Source organism: Myxococcus hansupus, assembly GCF_000280925.3.
In the GTDB taxonomy this organism is placed as follows: domain Bacteria; phylum Myxococcota; class Myxococcia; order Myxococcales; family Myxococcaceae; genus Myxococcus; species Myxococcus hansupus.
Genome location: NZ_CP012109.1, coordinates 7,555,402 through 7,578,527 on the forward strand (window position 1 = coordinate 7,555,402; position 23,126 = coordinate 7,578,527).

Here is a 23,126-nt window from a genome sequence, read left to right on the forward strand (position 1 = left end):
CTCCTCGTCGACACACCCCCGGCGCAGGTCCCCGAAAACCCATCAGCCGCCGCACCCGCTCTCCCCGCCGCGCGCTTGGTACCTACCGGGCCCGGCTGCGGACGCGGCCTCCGAAGAAGTACCGGGTCCGCATCCGCCCCGTCCGCCGTACGCTCTAGGGCAACAACACCCGTCCGGGTGACGCACGCTGGCCCAGCACGCCCAGGCCCAACGTGCCGTGAAGACTGGAGCCCCAGCTCATCAGCACGCCTTCCTGGGTCATCGCGAGCGAGGTGTCCGCGCCGCCCGCGATGACCTTGAGCCCCGACAGCAGCTTCATGCGCTGCGGCTCGGCGCGCGGCGCGTTGTCGCCCACGCCGAGCTGGCCGTGCGAGTTGCGGCCCCACGTGAAGGCGCCCTCCTCCGGGCCGGAGGCGAACGAATGCCAGGCGCCCGCGCCAATGGCGGTCGCCGCGGGCAGGCCCGACACCGGCTTGGGCACCAGGCGCATCCGGGGCCCCGTCACGCCGTCGCCCAACTGGCCATGGGCGTTGTCGCCCCACGTCCACACCGTGCCGTCCTTGCCCAGCGCGACGGTGTGCGCCGCGCCCGCGCGCACCTCCGTCAGGCCGTCCACGTCCTTCAGCCTCACGGGGGTGTAGCGGTCGGTGCGCGAGCCATCCCCGAGCTGGCCGGAGGCGTTGTGGCCCCAGCCCGACACGGTGCCGTCCGCGTGCAGCGCCAGCGAGTGGTGATCGCCCCCCGTCACGGCCTGCACGCCCTCGAGCTTGTGCACCTGGACAGGCAGGGCGCGCGACTCCGACGTGCCATCACCCAGTTGGCCGAAGGTGTTGTACCCCCACGTCCACACCGTGCCATCCGAACGCACCGCCACGGAGTGGTAGCCGCCCGCGGCGATGGCCACCACGTCCCGCAGCCCCTGCACCGGCACTGGCACGGCGCGGGCGGTCGTCGTCCCATCACCCAGTTGGCCGAAGCCGTTGGCGCCCCAGGCCCACACGGTGCCGTCCAGGCGCAGCGCCAGCGAATGCCAGGCGCCCGTGGACACGGCCGTCACCCGGGTCACCCCACGAATCTCGCCGGGCGAGGAGCGGCGCGTGGTGGTGCCATCACCGAGCTGGCCCGTCGCATTGTCGCCCCAGGCCTGCAGCGTGCCGTCCGCCATCAGCGCCACGGCATGCTGGCCCCAGGCGCCCACCGTGACCACGGTCCGCGCCTTGGAGCCGCCAATCTTCACCTCGGCGGGCGACAGCCGCGGTCCCGTCTTCCCATCACCAAGCTGGCCATACTCGTTGCTGCCCCAGGAGAAGGCCGTCCCATCGTGGGCCACGGCCACGGAGAACTGCTCCCCCGCGGCCACGGACTCCACGTCGCTCAACTCCGCCACCCGCTGCGGCCACATCACCGTGAACGCCGAGGTGCCATCTCCCAACTGGCCCAGGGTGTTGTCTCCCCACGCCCACACCGCGCCGTCCTCGCCCAACGCCATCGCATGGTGCGCGCCCGCGGACACCGCGCGCAGCCCCTTCACGGACGCAACCCGATGGGGCACGCGTCGCGACTGGTTCGACCCGTCGCCGAGCTGGCCGGACTCGTTGGCACCCCAGGCCCACGCGGTGCCGTCGTCGCGCACCGCCAGCGAGAACGCGCGCCCGGCCGCCACGCTCCCCACGCCTTCCAAGCCCTTCACGCGCGCGGGAAGCAGGCTCGGCGTCTCACCGCCATCTCCCAACTGACCGGACGCGTTCGCGCCCCAGGCCCACACCGTGCCGTCCTCGCCCACCGCCAGCGCGTGTGACTCACCGAGCGCGATGACCATCACATCCGACAGCGCCTCGATGCGCCGCGGCGTCAGCCGGTCCTCGACGGTGCCATCTCCCACCTGCCCGGAGGCATTCGCGCCCCAGGCCCACACCGTGCCGTCACTGCGCAGCGCCAGCGACGTGTCCCCGCCGCCCGCCACGGCCACGATGCCCTCGAGCCCCTCCACCCGCCCCGGCGCCACGCGCGCAGAGGTGGTGCCATCCCCGAGCTGCCCCCGCTGGTTCTCGCCCCAGGTCCATACGGTGCCGTCACACGCCAGCACCAGCGAATGCTGGCCGCCACTGGCGACCGAACGCGCGCAGGACACACCGCGCACCGTGACGGCCCGCGCGCCGTGGGTGGTGCCGCCGTCGCCCAACTGGCCCGACGCGTTCGCGCCCCACGCCACCACCGAACCATCCGCGCGGACCAGCAGGGCGTGCGCGCGTCCGGCGGCCAACCGCTCCACCCGGCCAATGCCTCGCACCTGCACGGGCCGCGCGCTCCAGCCCGCGGCGCCCAGGCCCAGTTGGCCAAAGCGGTTGTAGCCCCATCCGCGCAGCGTCTTGTCCGCATGCAACGCGAGCACGTGCAGGTGTCCCGGGTGCAGCGCCTGGATGCCCGACAGGCCCGGGATGACCGAGGGCAACACGCGCGAGGTCAGCGTGCCGTCCCCCAACTGCCCATACCCGTTGGAACCCCACGCGCGCACCGTGCCGTCCGCGTGCAACGCCAGCGAGTGGGAGCGGCCGCCACTGACGGCGGTGATGCCCGTCAGGTTTCGCACCTGCACCGGCGCGAAGCGGTCCATCCAGGACCCATCTCCGAGCTGGCCTTCGTTGTTGTCGCCCCAGGCCCACACGGTGCCGTCGCCGCGCACCGCGAGCGCGTGCGCGGAGCCCACGGAGATGTTGCGGATGTCCGACAGCCCCTTGACCGCGACCGGCGACAGCCGCTGCACGCCGCCACCATCCCCCAACTGGCCTTCGAAGCCCTCGCCCCACGTCCACACCGTGCCGTCATTCGCCAGCGCCATGGAGAAGTAGGTTCCGGCGGCCACCGACTGGATGGGCGCCAGGCCCGGCACACGCACCGGCGTCAGCTTGTCCCCCGACGTGCCATCACCGAGCTGCCCCAGCGCGTTGTAGCCCCAGGCCCACACGTCGCCGTCGCTCCGCAGCGCGAGCACATGGCTGCCTCCCGCCGCGATGGCCAGGACCGACGTCAGGCCCGACACGGCCACCGGCCGCGCGCGGTCCCTCGTGGTGCCATCTCCCAGTTGGCCCGCGGCGTTGCGTCCCCATGTCCACACGGTTCCATCCATCGCCACCGCGATGGAGTGATGTCCCGCGGCGGCGACCGCGCGCACGCTGGGGAGCCCCGGCACGCGCACCGGCACGTGACGCTCGGTGACGGTGCCGTCGCCGAGCTGCCCGTAGCTGTTGCGCCCCCAGGCCCAGACGGAGCCATCCTCCAGCGCGGCCAGGGAGTGGAAGCTGCCCGTGGCCATCGACGTGACGTTCGTCAGGCCCATCACCGTGGCGGGCACCACGTGCCGCTCCGAGCCACCGTGGCCCAACTGGCCCGCGAGCCCTCCGCCCCACGCCCACAACGTGCCGTCCTTGCGCAGCGCCAGCGCGTGCTGCGCGCCGCCCACCACGGCGGTCACGGCCGACAGCTCCGGCACGAGCGAGGGCGTGGACCGGTCCGCGGTGTCACCATCTCCAAGCTGCCCCGAGTTGTTGGCGCCCCAGGCGAGCACGTCGCCGCCCTCCAGCAACGCCAGCGAGCCCGCGTCCAGCGACGCCACCGCGCGCGCCCCGCCGACCCCAGGCAGCGGCGCGGGCACGGCGCGGTCATTCCAAGTGCCGTCACCGAGCTGGCCCGAGCTGTTGCTGCCCCACGTCCACACCGTCCCATCCTTGCCCAGCGCCACCGCGTGGTACGTGCCCGCCGCCACCGAGGTGATGCCGCTCAGGGTGGGAATCCGTTCGGGAGACAGGCGCTGGGTGAAGGTGCCAAGCCCGAGCTGCCCAAAGGAGTTGGCGCCCCATGAGGACACCGCCCCGTCCGCGTGCACCGCCAGCGTGAAGTCGAAGCCGGCGGCGAGCGCAACCACACCCTCCAGACCGGGCACCGGCTTGGGCCACAGGCCCGTCTGGGTGTGCCCCTGTCCGAGCTGACCATGGAAGTTCGTGCCCCACGCCCACACCGTGCCGTCCGACTTCAGCACCAGCGAGTGGAAGTCTCCGGCCGCCACCGCCACCACGTCCGTGAAGCCCTCCACGCGTTGCGGCTCGGCGCGGTCCGTGGTGGTGCCGTCGCCCAACTGACCCGAGCTGTTGCTGCCCCACGTCCACACCGTGCCATCCGCGCCCAGCGCCAGCGAGTGCGCATCCCCCGACACCACCGACACGATGTCCTCCAGCACCGGCAGCCGCGCGGGCGACAGGCGCTGGAACGACGTGTCGGCGCCGCCGAGCTGTCCGGCGCTGTTTCCACCCCAAGCCCAGACCGCCCCCGTCGGCGTCAGGAACAACGAGTGCTGCGCACCCGCGGCGATGCGCATGGGCGACAGCGGCTCGGCGAGCCGTATCGCCTGCGCGGCGCGGGACGCCGGCGGTGATGACACAACGCCGCCAATGGGTTCACAGCCCGCCACCAGCATCGCGCTCAACAGCAACGACCACAGGCAGCGCGCTCCCGCCTTCATGTCCAGGGGCAAGGGGTTCCTCCGCGTCAAAACGTGTCCACCGGGCTCATCGCCATCCACGGCTGCAACGGCGTCTGAGCGCTCTTCCGGGAGGCCGATGTCTCCGACCAATACTTCGTGACTTGTATCGCGAGAACGCCGCGGAGCGCTCTCTTGCCTGCACTGCGGTATCACCTGACGCGGAAAACTTCGGGTCGCGATTGCCCCAGTCACACACGCGCGAACGCTGAGCACGGATTGATTCGCTGTTCGTGTACCAGGCGTTCACACTTCTTCACGCGGATTGCATTGCGGTGCGTCGTCCGAAAGGGAGGATGAAGCCCCGCATGGACACCGCGCGCTTCATCTTCTTCGCCATCGCCACCTGCATCGCCACCGTGGCCGCTCACGTCTATCTGTACCGGCGCCTCTTCGCGGACACCTCGGAGCACCGCACGTGGCGCCGCGTGGGCATGACGCTGATGACGGCCCTGGCCGTGCCGCTGATTCTGTCGTGGTCGGTGACGCGCTTCATTCCCATGGACTCCACGTTCGCCGTGGCCACCGCCGTGTGGACGTGGATGGGCATGTCCATCTACCTGCTGCTCTCACTCTGGGTATTGAGCGGTGCACGGCGCGTCGCGGCGCGACTTTCACGCACACGTTCAGGAACGAACGCTCAGACCAACGGGGACAGCGTGGAGCCGCGGGGACAGACGCACACGGCTGGCGCCACGGAGCCCCATGCGACACTGGCCGCCACTGGCACCGAGGCGGTGTCGCGCCCCTCCGTCATGGAGCCGCCGACGCACGGCGCATCGGAGGCGCACGTCGCCATCGCGGCGAGCGCCCCGGTGGATGCGGACCGCCGCCGCTTCCTTGCCCGGGCCACGGCCGGGGGAGCGGTGCTCGCCGCGGGGGGCGTGACGGGCTTCGGCATGTGGAGCGCGTTCCATCCGCCGGTGGTGAACGAGGTGGCGGTGAAGCTGCCCGGGCTGCCCAAGGCGCTGGATGGCTTCACCATCGTCCACCTGAGTGACATCCACGTGGGCCCCGTCATCCGGCGCCGCTTCATGGATGAGCTGGTGCGTCGCTGCAACGACCTGCGCCCGGACCTGATGTGCATCACGGGCGACCTGGTGGACGGGCACGTGGAGACGCTGTCGCCCGCGGTGTCCGCGCTCTCCGAGCTGAAGTCACGCCATGGGGCGTACTTCGTCACCGGCAACCATGAGTACTACTGGAACGCCGCGGCGTGGTCGGACGCGCTGGAGCGCATGGGGGTGCAGGTGCTGCGCAACCGCCACGTGCGCATTGGTGACGCGGCGGCGTCCTTCGACCTGCTGGGCGTGGATGACTGGTCCGCGGGGAAGATGGGTTTCCAACAGTCCTACGACTTGGGCACGGCGATGGCGGGGCGCGATGTGGAGCGGGCCTCGGTGCTGCTGGCGCACCAGCCGTCGAACTGGAAGGTGGCGGCGCAACAGGGTGTGGGGTTGCAGCTCTCGGGGCACACGCATGGGGGCCAGTTCTTCCCCTTCACGCTGGCGGTGTCCGCCATCTGGGAACACGACGCGGGCCTGTTTCACGAAGGGGACCGGCACTTGTATGTCAGCCGGGGAACAGGCTTCTGGGGTCCGCCGCTGCGCGTAGGCGCGCCGCCCGAAATCGTCCGGGTGACACTGTTGGCGTGATGCATAGATTCGCTGGGTATGTCCAGGGAACCCGCCCAGCGAGAGCTGAAACAAGAGCGTGCCGCGCGCACGCGCATGGAGATTCTGGAGGCCGCCATCCAGCTCTTCGCGCGGAGGGGATTCCTCGCGACGACGATGGCGGACTTATCCCGCGCCATCCGGATGACGCCCGGCGCGCTGTACTGGCATTTCCCCACCAAGGAAGACCTGCTGCTGGCTGCGATTGAGGAATTGCACCAGCGCTGTCTGCGTGAGTTCCAACCCCTGGGTGACTTGCGTCAGCGCGCGGCGATGGAACAACTCCAGAGCATCTCCGAGCGCGCCCACCGCTTCCTTCGCGAGCACCGTGAATACGGCATCTTCTTCGCGATGCTCGCGGCCGAGGCGACGGACTCGAATGACCAGGTGGCGGAGGCCATCCGAGAGAAGCTGGACCTCTACGCCAAGACACTGGAAGGCATCATCCGCCACGGCCAGAAGACCGGCGACTTCCGCCAGGACGTGGACGCGTGCCACACGGCGCACAGCTTGCTCGGCGGGTTCCTGGGCGTGCTCGTGCACCAGAACCTCTTCCGCGCCTCCATGGACTTCGACCTGCCCGTGGCGTCCCTGAGCCGCCTGATGACAGCGGGGATTGGGAGCACCTCCGCGGCGGGGTGAGCAAGACAGCAGGCACAGCGTGCCCTCCTCCTATCTGCTTTTCTCGTCGCCAACCTTACTTCGCGAGTGCCCAGGCAACGGCAGGCAGAGCCCCAAGATTGCCAAACCGGTGCAGAGGCTCACGGTCCCCCTCCATCAGCAATACGGCGGCACCGCCGGGCGCGTAGAGACGTCACTGAGGAGGCGTTGAGTGGGGACTCTTTGTCGACGGACCGTATTCACACCGATCCGCCCCGTAATCCCACGCGCCCCCGCGATCCAGACAGGCATCAATCCTCCACCACCGCCGACACGCGGGCAGCCCCCAAGCGAAGACCAGACTCAAGAAAACCGCGACCCCGACATAATGCCAGCGATTCATCTTCATCAGCTCAGTGCCAAGACCTGGTGTTCAAGTTGGAAAGCCTGAATACAGAACAACGCTTCCGAACAATCAACTCCACCATTCGCCGCGGCACTCCAGGTCGAAGGTGGCACGGCCCTGCCATGAGCGTTTGCATCGCAAACTGACGTGGCCCGTTCATCCTGCCGAGCGTGAAAAACAAACGGGCGGAACCCGAACCCGGGTTCCGCCCGTTATTGAAACTCGAGGAGACAGGGCCCGCGCTTCAGCCCTGCCCCTGAATCACCTGACGGTTACGGCTGCTCCGTCGGGCTCTGCGAGTTCTGCGGCTGGCGCACGGCGCGGACGATGAAGTCGCTGCCGTTGTCGTCGGTGTCGTGACCATTGCCGGCCAGCGCGTCGGCGCCGCCCTCCGCCATGGACTCCGGCGTCGAGTTCGGACGCGCCTTGCGCTCGAGGCTTCCGCCCGCGGCGGGGTGCGCCGCGGCGGGGCTGCCCTCGGGCTGGTTCGCCGTGCCGTAGCCCATCTTGTCCACCGTGTTCGGGTCGTTCAGGTTGCTCGCGTCCAGGTTCGGCCCGATGCGGACGTGGCCGCCGCCGGTCGCCGACGCGGACATGTCGAAGCCGTAACCCACGTCCCGGGTCACCGTACCGGTGTAGCCCGTGTTGTGCGTGAGCAGCAGGAAGCCGTAGGCCCGGATGACCGTGCCGTCCGGGATGTCCACGGAGCCGGAGTAGTTCGTGGTGCTCGCCGCGCTCTTGTACTGGACCTTCCAGCCGTTCAGCGTGATGTCCGCGCCCGTCGGGTTGTAGAGCTCGATGAACTCGTCGTTCTGAGCCGTCACGCCGCGCGCCGAAATCTCGCTGATGACGATGTGGTCCACGGCCGGACGGTCCGCGATGGTGATGTCCGCGCCGCGCGAGACGCCCGCGTAGGTGGCAATCAGGCGGCCCTGGATGAGGTTCTCACCCGCGGTGAACGTCACCGTGCCGCTCGTCTGACCCTCGGGGATGATGACGGAGGCGCTGGACAGCGTCCCCATGCCGGTGGCCGGCTCCAGCGTCAGCTCCACCGTGACACCGCCCGCCTGCGCCGCGCGGTCCAGCGTCACCGTGAAGACCTGGGTCGTGGAGAAGTACACCGTGGCCACGGCCGGCGTCACCGTGCGGAGCGCCGGGGGCGGCGGCAGCACCGTGAGCTCGGTGGCCTGGGTGACGCCGTACAGCGAGGCGTACACCGTGCCCGTGCCCTCACCCTGCGCATCCGCGGTGAAGGTGAAGGACGCCTCGGTCGCACCCGCCAGAATCGTCACGGTGGCCGGCACCGTGCCGTACGCCGGGACGCCCGCGCCCGGGACGGCCGCCAGCTCCACCAGCGTGTCCTGCGGCACGGCGCGGTCCACCGTCACCGTGAACGCCTGCGTGCTCCCCGCCGGAATCGTCACCGCCGAGGACGGCGTCATCGACGTCAGCCGGGCCGCGTTCAGGTCCAGCGTCACCGTGGCGCTCGCGCTGCTCGCCCCGATGCTGGCCGTCACCGTGCCGGGCTCGGTGGCCGTGGCCGCCGCGTCCGCGATGAAGCTGAACGTGGCCGAGGTGGCGTTCTCCTCCACCGCCAGGCTGGCGCCGGGAACGAAGGTCCCGAAGCCGGCGCCCGGAGTCACGCTCAGCGCCACCGTGGCGTTCGCGGGCGCCGGACGGTCCAGCACCACCGTGAAGACCACCTCGCCGCCGGGCACCATCGTCACGGCGTCCGGGTTCAACTGGAGCACCTCGGGCTGCTCGTTCGCACCCAGCACCCGGAGGGTGGCCGTCTGCGAGGAACCACCCAGGTTCGCCGTCAGCGTCACGCTCTGCGCGGCGGCCTGCGCCAGCACCGGCACCGTCACCGACGTCTGACCGGCAGGGATGGTGACGCGCCCTTCCGGCACGCTCAGCGCGGCCGAGTTGGACGAGGTGATGGTGACGTCGAGCGGCGACGCATAGGCCGAGGCCAGCGTCAGCGTCAGCGCCTGCGGGAACGTGTTCACCGGCGCCGAGCCGCCCGCCCGGGCGAAGCCGTTCGGACCGAAGGCCGTGAGGGCCGGCGGCGGCTGCTGCATGTCCGCCGCGGAGCGCGGGATGAGCTTGGAGTCATTGAAGTTGTACGTCAGCACACCGCGCAGCACGCCGAAGCGCGTCCCCACCGTCGGCGGCGGGAAGGCGTAGGCCTGGTCATCAATCATCAGGCCCGGCTGGCCGGGGTTGCCCGCCTCGTTGACCAGGAACTGACCGAACTCGTCCACCGTGGTGTTGGACGCCACGTCACGGACCTCCACCAGCACGCCTTCCAGCGCGGAGGCGCGCGGGCCACCCGTCCGGATGTCGGCCGTCGTCACCACCACCGGCGCGGGGACCTCGCCACCGGAGCCGCGCTTGACGTACGTCACCTCCGTCAGCTCGGGCAGACCGAAGTAGAGAATCAGCGTACCGGAGCTGATGTCGATGCGGTCACCCACCGCGAGGTCACCCTTGGGTGAGTACACGTAGAGGCCGGAGTTGTCGACGCTCGCGCCCGAGGGCAGCGGATGCGTCTGCACCCAGTAGCCCTGGGTGCTCGCGCCTCCCTTGGCCACGCCCGTGACGACCACGTCGGGGATGGACACCGGCGTGCCGAGCAGCGGCAGGTTGCCATTCACGCGCGTCTTCAGCTCGTGGATGGTGGCCGGGCAGCCCAGGTTCCCCGGGTTCGGCGTGGTGGGGCACGCGTCGCACGCGTCGCCCTTGCCGTCGCCGTCCGCGTCCGCCTGGTCGGGGTTGGAGACGAACGGGCAGTTGTCCAGCCACGTCGGGATGCCGTCGTGGTCATCGTCGCCCACGACGAACGCGGTGCAGGCGTTGCCAGCCTCCAGCGGGCAGGGGTCGCACGCATCGCCGATGCCGTCGCCGTCCGTGTCCGCCTGCTTGCCATTGTCCATGGGGCGGATGGGGTTGAAGATGTTCGGGCAGTTGTCGACGTTGTTGGCCACGCCGTCACCGTCCGTGTCCGCGTCGCGAATCTCACCCGTGTAGCTGGTGGAGTTGTTCACCACCGCGGGCCAGCGCGAGTCCAGCGAGGCGCGGCGGGGCGAGCACGACGGCTCGTTCTCCGGCGTGCCACAGGCGAACAGCGGGTACTTGTGCGTGGCGCCCGCCGTCAGCCCCGCCAGGTTCTTCCCAATCTCCGACTGGAGGCAGACTTCCTTCTGCGAGCCGCACACGTCCAACGTGTCGCAGGCGTCCGCGCCCTTCAGGGCGGCCATGAGCGCCTGGTCACCGTAGAGCGGCTTGCCACCGCGCATGGTGAGGACCACGTGCTCCGGGTTCGAGGTGATGACCGCGCGGTGCGGCGAGTTGGCGAAGGTGCGGAGCTGGAAGATGGCCAGGTCGGCCACCTTGCCCTCGGAGATGCGGCCCGTCTTCTCGAAGACGTCCACCAGGTCCGCGGCGCTCGACGTCACCATCTGCCACAGCTCCACGTCGCTGAAGGAGCGCGCGAAGTGCGTGGCGTTGAGGTAGTCGGCGCACTGGAGCTCGCGCAGCAGGTTCATGGAGCCGGAGCGCAGCCAGTCGGTGCCCAGCGCGATGGTGACGCCGACGTTCTTGTAGGCCGTCACCATGGCCGTGTCGCCGTACAGCGCGATGTTGGAGCGGGGCGACCAGATGAGGCCCGTGCCACGCTGGCCCATCAGGTGGATTTCCTTCGCCGTCAGGCCGATGCCGTGGATGACGGCGGTGCGCGCCTGCATCACGTCATTGTCGCCGGTGGAGAGGCAGAGGAACTCGTTGTGCGCCGCCGCCGAGATGCCCTCGGAGATGTGCGGCAGGTACGCGGCCGTGCGCGGCAGCGAGCTCGTCGTCGGACGCGAGGGGTAGCTGCAACCCGAGGCAATCAGGTTGCCGCTGGTGTCGCTCAGCGGGAACGTGTCGGAGTCCACCACGCCCTCGCCCAGGCCCTCCTGGAGCGCGGTGTTGTTCACGTCCAGGTTGCGCAGCAGGCCCGCCTGGCCGCCCGCGCCCGCCATGGACGTGGCGCCGGCCATCATCTGGCGCAGCTCGCCCCAGCGGACGTTGTCCGCGGCGCTGGCCGCGGGGCTGTTGATGCGCGTGTGGCCGTTGCGGCCGGTCCGCCACTCGTGGCGGTGCTCGTAACGCTCCTCGGTGCCGACGTACGGCTCCATCGGGTAGGTGATGTGCTCGTGCGGGTTCACCAGACCCGGGGAGATGACGCCACCCGGGCAGGAGACCTGCGTGGCCTCGGCGGCGCCCGCCGCGGCGGAGCAGTCACACGCGGCGCACGTGATGACGCCCTGCGCGTCCACCAGCACCTGACCGCCCAGCAGCGTCTCGCCGTCCTTCAGCACCACGCCCGTGAAGAGGCGCGCGGAGGAGCCGGCCTGCGTCACCGCGCAGGTCGCGCCATCCGGCAGCGCGGGCGCGTTCGCCGCGGGGCAGACGGTGAACGTCGGCGTGCAGTCCGACTCACAGCCGTCACCATTCACCGTGTTGCCGTCGTCGCAAATCTCGTCGCCTTCCAGGCGGCCGTTGCCACATACGGCGCCCGGGTCCGGGGGCGTCAGCGTACAGTCGTTCTCGCAACCGTCGCCGTTGACCCGGTTGCCGTCGTCACACTGCTCACCCGCTTCGCGCTGGCCGTTGCCGCAGACCGCTTGCGGGTTGCAGTTCGCGCCCTCGCAACCCGGCTCGTCGCCGTCACATCCGGCGGTAAAGAGAAGGACCGCGCTGAGCGCGGCCAGTAATAGACGTGGGGACATACTCATCTCGTGGGTCTCCCGGTTGAACCGGCCCGAGGGAAGGTGACAGGTCCTTGGCACGCGAAGAGCGTACCCCTTGAAACATTTCAGCGACACCTGACCGCCCAGGTCCAGTTCCCGATCGGGAGTGCGCACGGGAGTACGCCGCCCACATCACCTCAAGTACGGGCACCCGTAAGCGTGACGTGTCGGCCTTGCCCGCACCCATGACGCACCTGCTCGTGACGCGCTGCACGGCCGGGAGGCGCGCTACAACCCTGAATCGCCATCGCCGCCAGGAGCACCGCCGTGGACGTCGCCATCCTCACCTATCACGCACTGCCTCAGCTCGAGCCGTACGACGCCTGCCTGCTCCCCGCGCTCACCGCGCTGGGTTTGGATGCGAGGCCCGTCATCTGGGACGACCCGGCCATGGACTGGCGCACGGTGCGGCTGGCGCTGGTGCGCAACACCTGGGACAGCCACCTGCGCCGGGACGCCTTCGTCGCCTGGGCGGACAAGGTGGGTCGCCTCACGCAGCTCCAGAACCCCGCGCCGGTGCTGCGCTGGAACACGCACAAGGCCTACCTGCGCGAGTTGGAGGAGAAGGGCGTCGCGGTGACGCCCACCGTGTGGGTGCGCCAGGGCGACACGCTCGACGTGGGCGCGCTGGCGGCCGAGCGCGGCTGGGACACGGTGGTGCTCAAGCCCGCGGTGTCGGCGGGCGCGCTCAAGACGCACATCTTCCCGCGCGCGGAGGCGGACGCGGCCACCGCCCGCGTCGCCGCGCTGGCCCGCGAGGGTGACGTCATGGTGCAGCCCTACCTCACCACCTTCGAGAAGGAAGGCGAGCGCAGCTACATCTACTTCGACGGCGCCTTCAGCCACGCGGTGCACCGGCCGCCCACGCTGGCGGACGCGCCGCGCGGCTTCTCCAAGCCCGTGGCCTTCACACCGGAGAACCCTGCCGAGCTGCGGCTGGCGGAGTCCGTGCTGGAGGCCGTGGGCCAGCCCCTGCTCTACGCGCGCGTGGACGTGGCCACCGACAACGCGGGCCAGCCGCGGCTCCAGGAGCTGGAGGTCACCGAGCCCAGCCTGTTCCTGTCGCTCGACGCGGGGGCCGCGGACCGCATGGCCCGGGCCATCGCCGCGAAGCTCTGAGCGCGCACCGCCGGGTGCGGCCGGATCAGAGGCCGCACACCGCCGCGTCCGCGTTGCGGAAGGAGCACAGCAGCTTGGGCAGGCGCTTCTTCCAGAAGAACCAGTCGTGCGCGGCGCCGGGCTCGTTCCAATGCATCACGTTGTAGCCGCGGCTGCGCAGCGCCTGCACGAACAGGAGGTTGGATTCGCAGTCGTCTCCGCCCTCCTCGCCATCCCGCGTGCAGCCCGCCACCGGCGAGCCGTGGTCCACGTAGAAGCGCAGCGGCACCACCGGCTCCTGCCCCGCGCGGACCACCATCGCGTTGCCGTCGTCGCGGTCCACCACGCCGTCATGCGGCCAGAACAGCGTGCCGGACTGGGTGCCCACGAAGCCGAACTTCTCCGGCATCTGGAAGCCCGCGTACACGGAGATGAGGCCACCCAGGGACGCGCCCGCGATGCCCGTCTCCTGCGGCCCCGTCTTCACGCGCCAGGCCGCCTCCACGCGCGGCATCAGGTCGTCTCGCAGGAAGGCCAGGTAGCCATCCCCCGTCGGCGTGGGCCACTCCGGGTCGCGCGCGGGCGGGAAGGTGTACTGCGCCAGGCGCACGGATTGGTCGGGCAGCGCCACGAAGACGAGCACCGCCGCGTCCGCGGGCTTCGCCGCGTAGTGCGTGTCCGCCGCCTCCGCGAAGGACTCGCGCGTCAGGCTCTCATTGCCGTCATGGAGGTACATCACCGGCAGCGCCGGGCACTCCCGCCCGTCGTACACCGCGGGCGTGTAGACGAAGACGTCGCGCGCGTCGCCCAGCACGGAGGAGGGCACGCCGTACCACGCGGTGAGGCGGCCCTTGGTGGCGTCCTGGAGCCCGGGGTAGACGAGCGAGTTGAACTGCCCCACGTCGTAGCGGTTGAGGTTGTCCCACGCCACGTGGCGCGCGCCCGGGTCGGCGAAGAACTCGCCCCCTTGCACCAGCTTGTACGGCTGCGGGCCCGTGCGAGGCACCTCCACCTCCGCCACGTACAAGTCGGTGTCCCGCACCTGCACCAGCGGCGTGGCCGTAGCGGACCATCCGTTGAAGTCGCCCGCGACGAAGGTGTTCCGCCCCGCCTCGCCGCGCACGAAGAAGGCCACCCGGGGCCGGCCCGCCTGCGCGTCGCTGACGAGCGGCAGGCCGCCCTGCTCCTCCACCTCCGCCACGAAGCGGTCAATGGCCGCCGTGCGCTGCGCCGGGGAGGAAGCGCGGCTCATCTCCAACTGGAATTCGGCCAGCAGCGTCATGGGCGCGCCGTGGACCGTCGTCGAGCGCTGGCAGGCCCAGGGCTCCTGGGTCCCCGCGTCCGTCGGCGTCCCCGCGTCCGGGTACGTCTCCGTGTAGGGAGGCGGCGGTGGCGTGGGAACAGGGTCGTCCTCGCACGATGCGAGCAGGGCGGCGCACAACACGGCAGCAGGCAGACGGCGCATCGAACCTTCCAGCAGGCAGGGACGCCTTGTCGGGACAGGAAGCGGGCGCGGGTGTACTACAGGGGTCGGCCCGTGCGCGAGTGGGGCAACCCGCCCGGCATCTGGCCATTCGTGGACACCCCGTGGCCCCACCGTGCGCCTTCTTCGGCTGCGGCGCGGCAGGAAGGTTATTCAATCCGCATGGCTCGCGCTCTGCTGCTCTCGCTGCTCGTGAGGCAGCACATGGCTCTCAAGGAAAAGTTTCGCGCCAAGTACCCACACCCGTGGCTGGTGTGGGAGGCAGGCGCGTGGAATGTCCCCGAAGTGGTGGAGGGCAACGTGGCCGCCACCCGGCTGCCGCTGACCGACCTGAGGGACTGCCTGCCCGCTGGTGACGCGCTGTGTTTCGAATTGGTGGGGCAGACGGACGGCAGCCCGCTCCGCCTGGGCCGCTCCTCGAACAACCCGCTGGTCGTCAACGACGCCACCGTGTCGCGCGAGCAGTTGCACCTGGCCCCCACGCTGGAGGGCCGCTGGCAGGTGACGCGCGTGGAGGGCGCTCGGCCGGTGACGCTGGGCGACACGAGCCTGGAGGCCGAGCGCCCCACGGTGCTCCAGCCCGGCGTGCAGCTCCAGGTGGGTGATGTCCGCCTCACCTTCCACGAAGCAGAGGACTTCAACGAGCGCATCGGGCGCATCGCCGCGCAAGTGCTCGCCCAGACGGTGGGCGCGCCGCGCTGAGTCCGTCCGGGCGCCCCGCCCCGTGGGCGAGGCGCCTCCGGACTACGGGGTGTTGGCGCGCGCGCGGGGCTTCTTGCCCGTCGCGCGCTGCGGCGCCGCCGCCGGGGGCTTCCGGGGTGAAGGCAGCGCCTTGACCAGCGGCACCTCCAACTCGGCGTGCTTGCCCAGGTCCACCATCCGCTCCAGCGGAGCGTAGCCGGCCAGCTCCACGCGCAGCCGCAGCGGCTCGGCCTCGCCCGACACCTGCTTCACCAGCGGCGTCACGCCCAGCACCTCACCGGTGTCCACGCGCCGCACCTGCGCGCCCTCCGGGAAGGAGCGGACGGTGAGCGTGACGGGTGGGCTGAGCCGGGGCGCGGCGACGGGCGCCTCCACCACGGCGGGAACGACGGTGGACAACACGGACGTGGGCAGCTCCGCCACCGGCGCGGAGGCCGGCGCGAGCGCGGGCGCGGACTCCGGATTCATCCCCGACCAGGTGACCACCGCGGCCACCACCAGCAGCGCCGCCGTGCCCAGCGACATCGCGGCCTGCCGGTGCCAGCGGCGGCTCACCGCCACCTGCACCTCTTGCGTGGGCCGCTCCGACTCCTCCAGCACCAGGTCCGCGGGGGGCGGCGCCAGGGACTCCGCCGACGCGGGCAACATCAGGAGCGCCGTCGTCACCTCCGCCAGACTCTGCGGCCGGGCCTCGGGCTCCTTCGCCAGACACCGCATGACCAACTGCGCCAGTTGCGGCGGCACCGGCTCGCCCGACGGCAGGTGCGAGGGCAGCGGCGGCGGAGGCTGGGTGATGATCTGCACCACCAGGTGGCCGAAGGCCGCGGCCTGGAACGGAGGGTTCCCGGAGATGAGCTCGTAGAGGATGTTGCCCACCGCGTAGATGTCCGCGCGAGCGTCCACCGGCAGCCCCGCGGCCTGCTCCGGGGCCATGTACGCGGGCGTGCCGATGATGGTGCCATCCACCGTGTTGGTGGTGCCGCGCTCCGCCGTGAGGAGCTTCGCCACCCCGAAGTCCAACACCTTCACGAAGTCCGGCTGGCCTCCTCGGTGGATGACGAAGAGGTTGTCCGGCTTCACGTCCCGGTGCACCACGCCCACCTGGTGGGCCGCGCCCAGCGCCGCGCACACCTGCACGACGAAGCGCTGGATGCGCGCGAGCGTCAGCTTCTCCTCCTGCGAGAGCACGCTCAGGCTCTGCCCGCGCAGCAGCTCCATCACGCAGTAGACGTGGCCGCCCTCCTTGCTCGCGTCGACGAAGTCGAAAATCTCCACGATGTGTTCGTGGTTGATTTGATTGACGGTGCGCGCCTCCTGGAAGAAGCGCTGCACGAAGCCGCCGTCCTTCGCGTGCTCGGGCCGGAGCACCTTGAGCGCCACCTGACGCCCCAGCCGCGTGTGGCGCGCCTGGAACACCCGGCCCATGGAGCCCTCACCCAGGAGCTGCTCGAGCTGGTAGTTCCCCAGCGTCGAGCCCTCGCGGAGCTCCTCGCCAGCACGAGGCGCCGCCTCATTCATGGCGGCCTCGGTACTGGACAGCACGGTCTGCGTGAAGGCGTCATCGGAGCCCATGGTGGGAAGAAATTTCCATGTTCCGGGCAAACAGCAACCCTGGATCTGCACTCTGTCTTCCCATGTACGCCCACCTCACCCACCGAGTGCGGGATGGCGGACAGAGCGGCACGGAAGTCGTAGCCCTCATAGACACACTCCGTTCACCTGGCACTGGCCGGGCGCGCCATCCTCGCGCTGACACACCGTCGTCGTGGGGCAGTCCGCCCGGTCCGCGCAGTCAATGAGCCCGTCGCCATCATCGTCCAGGCCGTTGGCGCAGTTCATCTCCGTCTTCGAACCGTTGCGGCACACGCACTCCGCGCCGCACGACTGGTCGTCGCAGTCCTCGCGGTCCTGGCAGTCGGTGAAGCCGTCCCGGTCGTCGTCCACGCCGTTGGCGCAGTCCAGCTCCTGGCGGCGCACGCACTCGCCATTCACGCAGTCCTGGGCGAAGGTGCAGGCGTTGTTGCAGACGCCGCAGTGGACGGGGTCCGTCTTCAGGTCGAAGTCCTCGTCCACATCGCCGTCGCAGTCGTCATCCAGGCCGTTGCAAATCTCGGTGCCAGGGACGACCGCGCCGACACACACCGTGCTCCGGTCCGCGGCGCAGACGGAATCCCCCGTGCGGCAGACGCCCACGTCGAGCGTGCCCGCCGGGCCCGGGTAGCAAGGCGTGTCCAGGTTGTCGACCTGGCCGTCGCAGTCGTCGTCCAACCCGTTGCAGACCTCCGCCGGGTCCGGAAGACAGCAGTACCGAGGCCCGTCGTTGGGCAGCGACGTACAGACGTAGCCATCACCGCCGCAGTCCGCGGTCTCCGTGCACGTGTAGGGCACGTCGTCGGGGAACTCCACCACACAGGCCGCCGCGCCCAGCGCGAGAATCAGTCCGCCGCAGAGGGCGAGCAGCCGGGATTCGAAGGTCTTCATAAGCTCAGAAACTCCCGCCGACCATGAGGTGCAGCGCCGTGGAGGCGCCGCCGCTGCCCGCCGCCGGGGCCACGGACGTCGAAGCGGGCGCGGTGCGCGCGGGCACCACCACCAGCCACACCGCGCTGCCCGCCGCCACCGCCCCGCCGCCCACCAGCAGCGCCGTGGCCAGGTTCGCCTGCGACTGCGCGTCCAACCGCTCCTTGCGGCTGATGTCGAACACGCCGTCCCCGTTCGCGTCATTCGCCCGCGACTCCACGTCCTTGGCGGCCAGGCCCATCACCACGCCCGCGCCCACCGCGGCCAGGCCCAGCAGCGCCGTGTAGAACGCGGGCCGCTTGAGCAGGGACTTGCGCGGCGCCTTGCGGGTCGCGCCCACGCCCGCCACGGACTCATCCGGCGGACCGTCCGGCGCCGGACCGGAGATCTCCAACATCACGTCCACCGTCTCGCGCGCGCCGGGCTGCAGGTCCAGGTTGCGCGTGTAGACGCCATACTCGTCCGCGGACACCTCCAGCGGCATCGCGCCAGGCGCCAGGCGCGCCTCCACGTTGCCCACGCCCAGGATGCGCTCGCCCACCTTCACCACCGCCTGCGGCACGTTGACGTTGACCGTCAGCATCGCGCGCGGACGCGCCAGCGCCGTCAGCCGCTTGGACAGCATCGCGGAGGCCTCCGAGAGGAAGTCCTCGTCGCGCGGATTGCGCCCCGTCACGAAGTCCTCGTGCACCTCGCGGCGGTCGCGGTCATACGTCCACGTGCGCAGCGTCCAGCCCGCGTCCTCCAGGGACAGGCGCGCCGTGGTCAGCAGGTCCGCGTCCAGCAGCTCCGCGGGCTCCGCGAAGCAGGAGGCCTCCGCGCAGCGCACCGTCGCCGCGTAGCCGTCCTCCAGCCGCTCCCGCGTCCCCTGCAGGTCCGACGCCTGCGCCACCACGGCGGACGACAGCGCCCCGCGCTCCAGGGCCTCGAACCAGCTCGCCGCCTGCTGCGCCCCGGCCCGCTCGGGCGCATGCAGCCCCACCAGCGCGAAGCGCGGAAGCAGGTCCGCGTTCGGGTTGGAGGGGCGCAGGTCCAATCCCATGTCCAGGCCCTGCTGCTCGGGGGGACTGTCGGTGGTGAGGTCCAGCCCGAGTCCACCTTCCTGGGCCCACGTGGGAGGGGCCAGCAGCGCGAGCGCCAGCAGGGCGGTGAAGGGCGCAACGGGAATACGCATGGGCCCCCTTCTATCGCGGCGCCGTGCGTAACGGAATGATGCGACGGTAGCGCACCTGGGCCCGAGGGGAGGGTCCACCGGGAGGGGCCTGCCTGCCTGCCCTGCGCACGGCGAATGCTCGGCTCGTCTGGGGAAGCTTGCCTTGGACCCCGGGGGTCCGCATCTCCCACCTTATAGCGCAAGGAGATGCACGACATGGCGAATGGGACGCTCTGGATTCTGGTGGGGAACGCGAGCCGGGCCCGCCTCTTCGCGACGGACGCGAAGGCGGAGGAGGACTGGCGACTGCTGGAGGAGTTCCACCACGACGAGAGCCGGGCCCACCAGGCGGAGCTGGTCGAGCAGGCGGACAACCCCAACGCCGGCACCCTGCACGGCCCTCCCGTGGAGAATGAACCCAATGGACGCCGGGAGCTGGAGCATGACCGCTTCGCCCGCCAGCTCTCCGCGTTCCTCGACAAGGGGCATGACCGGCATGATTTCGACAAGCTGGTCATCGCCGCCCCGCCGGAATTCCTGGGGAGAATCCGGAGGTTGCTGAGTGCCCGGGTGCGTCAGCGCGTCCTGTTGGACGTGGACTCGGACTACTCCAACGTCCCGGCCAAGGACCTGCCCAACCGGGTGCCCGTGCTCTGAGCAGGCGGGCCAGGGGGTGCCCTGGTGACGCGGGGCTCTGGTATAGGTCGGAGACCGGCCTTTCTGGACGGTCTCCGTACGCCACCCGCCGCGTCCCATGGCCCTTACGATTCCTGGCATCAAGTCCCTTCGCGGGCGCCTCACCCTCTACGTCACCCTGCTGTCCGTCATCCCGTTGCTGACGCTGACGTGGCTCCAGTCGCGCAGCGCACGACAGGTGATGGAGGAGCAGATTCGCGCTTCGCTGAAGAGCGAGGCGGAGGGCGTGAAGGACCTGCTGGAGGCGACGCTCGCCGAACGCGAGGCGAGCGCCCGCGGCTGGGCGGAGGACGCGGTGGTGCGCGCGGCGCTGCGCGGTGACGTGGCGCCCGCCGACGCCATGCTGGCGGTGCTCCAGAGCCGCTACCTCACCCTCAACGGCATCGTCGTCTTCGACGACACCGGCCGCGCCGTCTCCGCCAACACCCCCGCCCTGCGGGACGAGTACCTGCGGCGCCAGGACGAGGTGCGGCGCAGCCCCTGGTTCGTGGCGGCGCAGCAGGGCCACACCACCAGCGAGGGCGTCAACGAGGAGCACCCCATCTTCACCGGGCAGGTGCTGTCGCTGGGCATCCCGGTGCTGGACCCCGTCTCCAAGCACCGCCTGGGCGTGCTGCTGGCCGCCTTCGACTGGGCCCACGTGGACCAGATGGTGCAGCCGGCGCTCTCACGCGCGGCGCAGCGCAACCTGAAGACCTTCGCCCTCACGCTGCAACGGGAAGATGGCACGGTGCTGTACGACTCGCGCGGCGCGAACCCCACGGGGGACGACACGCTGCTGGCCGTCACCGCGCTCAATGGCGGTGACGTGCGGGACGTGGCGGACGGCTGGCACTTCGTGGCGCGGGTGGACCCGGCGGAGGCCTACGCGCCCGTGGAGCGCATGCGCAAGGTGTCGCTGTTCATGGTGGTGGGCTTCATCCTCCTGGCCGTCACGGGCGCGTGGTTCCTGTCGCACCGCATCTCCGGCCCGGTGCTGGCCCTGCGCGCGGCGGTGACGCGGCTGGTGAGCGAGGGCGACCTCACTCAGACGCTGGACGTGAAGGCCGGCAACGACGAGGTGGGCGAGCTGGCCGGGGCCTTCGGGCTGCTCGTGTTCCAGCTCCGGGAGACGGCGCAGAGCCTCCACACCGGCACGCGCGTGCTCAGCGAGACGGTGGCGGAGCTCCAGACGGCGGCGACGCAGCAGGAGCGCAACGTGGCGCGCCAGGCCGCCGCGCTCCAGCAGACGCAGGTGACGGCGCAGGAAATCAAGCAGACGTCGCTGCTGGCCTCGGAGAAGGCCGAGGACGTGCTCAAGCGCGCCTCCGCCGCGGAGGAGGTGGGCCGCGCCGGCGAGGTCGCCATCCGCGACAGCCTGGGTGGCTTCTCCGAAATCCTGTCGCAGGCCGAGCAGATGACGGAGCGCATCGCCCAGCTCAACGAGCGCACGCAGCAGATTGGCGGCATCACCCAGACGGTGAAGGACCTGGCGGACCAATCGAACATGCTGGCCCTCAACGCCGCCATCGAGTCCGTCCGCTCGGGCGAGCACGGCAAGGGCTTCAACGTGGTGGCGCGCGAGATTCGCAGCCTCGCGGACCAGTCCATCCAGGCCACGGACCGGGTGCGCGAAATCCTGGGCGACCTGGGCAGCGCCATCCTCTCCACCGCGAAGATGACCGAGGTCGGCTACACGCACATGGAATCCGGCCTGGAGCAGGTGCGCGGCACCGGCGAGCGGATGAAGGAGCTGGCCGCCATCATCCAGGACAACGCGGCCGCGGTGCGGCAGATTGCCGGCGCTGTGAGTCAGCAGAACGCGGGCATCGCCCAGATTTTCGGCGCGGTCACCGACATGTCCTCCATGATGAACGACACCCAGGAGAGCCTGGCCGCCACCACCCGCGCGGCGAAGCTGCTCCAGGACGTGTCCGAGCAGATGCAGGACGTGGCCCGCGCCTATCGCATCTGAAGGAGCTCACATGGCGCAGGTGAAGGCAGTGCTGCTGGACCTGGGCAACGTCCTCGTCTTTCACGACAACGCCGTGCTGTTCTCGCGGCTGGGCGCCCGGGCGGGGCTGGAGGCCGGCGAGGTGGCCCGGCGGCTGTCGGGCGCGGGCTGGACGGACGCCAACCGGGGCGTGCTGGGCGCCGAGGGCATCCGCCAGGACGTGTGCCGCGGGCTCGGTGTGGACCTGCCCATGGCGGAGTTCGCCGCGCTGTGGAGCAGCCACTTCACGCTGCATGACGCCGTGCTGCCCCGTGTGGAGGGCCTGCTGGGCCGCGTCCGCGTGGGACTGGTGTCCAACACCAACGCGCTCCACGTCGCCTACCTGCGTCCGCTGCTGCCGGTGCTGCGCCGCTTCGACAGCGTGGTGATGAGCTGCGAGGTGGGGCACGTGAAGCCGGAGCCGGACATCTTCCGGCTCGCGCTGGAGGGCGTGGGCTGCGCGCCCGAGGAAGCCGTCTTCTTCGACGACCTGCCCGAGTTCGTCCAGGCCGCCGAGGCCCAGGGCATCCAGGGCCGACTCTTCACCACGGCGGACGCGTTCGACGCCCAACTGAAGGCCCTGGGACTATGAAGCTGGGCGGCTACGTCCTGCACCGCGACAACCGGGACACGCTGGAGCCCTGCCTGCGCGGGCTGCTGGCCCTCTGTGATGACGTGGTGGCGCTGGACACGGGCGCGACGGACGGCTCGGCGGAGCTGGCGCGTTCGATGGGCGCGCGCTCCGTGCCGCACGCCTGGCGGGGGTACGGCGACGCGCGCGACGCGGCCGTGCGGGCCCTGGCGCCGTGTGACTACGTCTTCTATCTCGACTCGGACGAGGAGGTCGGTCCGGAGGCGGAGGAGGCGCTGCGCGCGTGGAAGGCCTCCGCTCCCACCCAGGACGTGTACCGGCTGCCCCGCCGCGACTGGGCGGAGCTGGGCTCGCGGCGCTTCCGCTACCGCACGCAGTGGCGCGCTCGGCTGGTGCGCCGGGAGAAGGCGGTGTGGCGGCCGCAGCAGATTGTCCACGAGGCCCTTCCGAAGATGGCCGGCGGCCGGGTGCACGCGTTCATCGAGCACCGCTTCGCCACGTCGGTGGAGCGCCGCTCGGCGAAGGAGGACCGCTACGCGCTGCTGTGGGCGCTGCGGGCCCACGCCGAGCAGCGGCGCCTCAAGCCCGTGGGCGTGCAGCGCGTGGCGTCCTGGGCGCGGGACTGCGTGTTGAAGGGCGCGCTGTGGCGCGGCGGCGCGGAGGCCTCGCGGTTGGCGTGGGCCGTCGCGGGCTACCACGCCGCCAAGTACGCGTACCTCCGCGAGCTGCGGCAGGGCGGCTATCCGGAGCTGGCGCGCGCGTACGCGGAGGGCCGCTACGACGAGGTGTTCGCCCGCGTCCGTGACGGCGCGCTCGGCTGATCCGGCTGCCATCGTGGGTGAGCTGCTGCTCCCTGGGGATGCTCCGCGCGTGCGCGAGCGTGAGCCCCGCCCGGTTGACGCCG

The 23,126-nt window shown here is 70.8% G+C and carries 14 protein-coding genes; 8 read left to right on the forward strand and 6 right to left on the reverse strand.

The window, feature by feature from the left end; all coding sequences use genetic code 11:
* Positions 1-154 precede the first annotated feature (154 nt).
* Positions 155-4,528: an RCC1 domain-containing protein gene (locus tag A176_RS29510; RefSeq protein WP_226994018.1), complete on the reverse strand. Its 4,374-nt coding sequence runs from the start codon at positions 4,526-4,528 to the stop codon at positions 155-157.
* A 314-nt stretch (positions 4,529-4,842) separates the two neighbouring features.
* Between A176_RS29510 and A176_RS29515 the strand changes: the two genes are divergently transcribed.
* The gene (locus tag A176_RS29515; protein WP_021780986.1) at positions 4,843-6,189 is read left to right on the forward strand and encodes a metallophosphoesterase; all 1,347 of its coding nucleotides are present in this window, start codon (positions 4,843-4,845) and stop codon (positions 6,187-6,189) included.
* An 18-nt stretch (positions 6,190-6,207) separates the two neighbouring features.
* A complete protein-coding gene (locus tag A176_RS29520; RefSeq protein WP_002635640.1) occupies positions 6,208-6,849 on the forward strand; it encodes a TetR/AcrR family transcriptional regulator in 642 nt (213 codons plus the stop codon).
* A gap of 636 nt (positions 6,850-7,485) precedes the next feature.
* Here A176_RS29520 and A176_RS29525 read toward each other — a convergent pair.
* Positions 7,486-11,991 carry a lamin tail domain-containing protein gene (locus A176_RS29525; RefSeq protein ID WP_002635639.1) on the reverse strand — a complete coding sequence of 1,502 codons (4,506 nt, stop codon included), beginning with the start codon at positions 11,989-11,991 and terminating at the stop codon, positions 7,486-7,488.
* Between the two features lie 282 nt (positions 11,992-12,273).
* Between A176_RS29525 and A176_RS29530 the strand changes: the two genes are divergently transcribed.
* Positions 12,274-13,125 (forward strand): ATP-grasp domain-containing protein, encoded by an 852-nt coding sequence (locus A176_RS29530; protein ID WP_002635638.1) that lies wholly within the window; start codon positions 12,274-12,276, stop codon positions 13,123-13,125.
* A gap of 25 nt (positions 13,126-13,150) precedes the next feature.
* Here the strand turns inward: A176_RS29530 and A176_RS29535 are convergent, their stop codons facing one another.
* Positions 13,151-14,569: an alpha/beta hydrolase gene (locus A176_RS29535; RefSeq protein WP_002635637.1), complete on the reverse strand. Its 1,419-nt coding sequence runs from the start codon at positions 14,567-14,569 to the stop codon at positions 13,151-13,153.
* A gap of 222 nt (positions 14,570-14,791) precedes the next feature.
* Here A176_RS29535 and A176_RS29540 point away from each other — a divergent pair, with 222 nt between their 5' ends.
* Positions 14,792-15,289 carry an FHA domain-containing protein gene (locus tag A176_RS29540; protein ID WP_226994019.1) on the forward strand — a complete coding sequence of 166 codons (498 nt, stop codon included), beginning with the start codon at positions 14,792-14,794 and terminating at the stop codon, positions 15,287-15,289.
* Positions 15,290-15,331: 42 nt separating this feature from the next.
* Here A176_RS29540 and A176_RS29545 read toward each other — a convergent pair whose 3' ends face one another.
* From A176_RS29545 to A176_RS29555, 3 genes are all read right to left on the reverse strand, one after another.
* On the reverse strand, positions 15,332-16,861 hold the full coding sequence (locus A176_RS29545; RefSeq protein WP_002635635.1) for a serine/threonine-protein kinase: 1,530 nt from the start codon (positions 16,859-16,861) through the stop codon (positions 15,332-15,334).
* A 126-nt stretch (positions 16,862-16,987) separates the two neighbouring features.
* Positions 16,988-17,770: a MopE-related protein gene (locus A176_RS29550; RefSeq protein WP_002635634.1), complete on the reverse strand. Its 783-nt coding sequence runs from the start codon at positions 17,768-17,770 to the stop codon at positions 16,988-16,990.
* A gap of 4 nt (positions 17,771-17,774) precedes the next feature.
* A complete protein-coding gene (locus A176_RS29555; RefSeq protein WP_002635633.1) occupies positions 17,775-18,983 on the reverse strand; it encodes a hypothetical protein in 1,209 nt (402 codons plus the stop codon).
* A 195-nt stretch (positions 18,984-19,178) separates the two neighbouring features.
* Here A176_RS29555 and A176_RS29560 point away from each other — a divergent pair, with 195 nt between their 5' ends.
* The 4 genes from A176_RS29560 to A176_RS29575 all read left to right on the forward strand — a co-directional run bounded on the left by A176_RS29560 (position 19,179) and on the right by A176_RS29575 (position 23,043).
* Positions 19,179-19,619 carry a host attachment protein gene (locus A176_RS29560; protein ID WP_002635632.1) on the forward strand — a complete coding sequence of 147 codons (441 nt, stop codon included), beginning with the start codon at positions 19,179-19,181 and terminating at the stop codon, positions 19,617-19,619.
* A 97-nt stretch (positions 19,620-19,716) separates the two neighbouring features.
* Entirely contained in the window at positions 19,717-21,612 is a 1,896-nt protein-coding gene (locus A176_RS29565; protein ID WP_002635631.1) for a methyl-accepting chemotaxis protein, read from the forward strand.
* A 10-nt stretch (positions 21,613-21,622) separates the two neighbouring features.
* On the forward strand, positions 21,623-22,222 hold the full coding sequence (locus tag A176_RS29570) for an HAD family hydrolase (protein ID WP_002635630.1): 600 nt from the start codon (positions 21,623-21,625) through the stop codon (positions 22,220-22,222).
* Positions 22,219-23,043: a glycosyltransferase family 2 protein gene (locus tag A176_RS29575; protein ID WP_002635629.1), complete on the forward strand. Its 825-nt coding sequence runs from the start codon at positions 22,219-22,221 to the stop codon at positions 23,041-23,043. The genes A176_RS29570 and A176_RS29575 overlap by 4 nt, the downstream gene beginning before the upstream one ends.
* Positions 23,044-23,126: the final 83 nt, after the last annotated feature.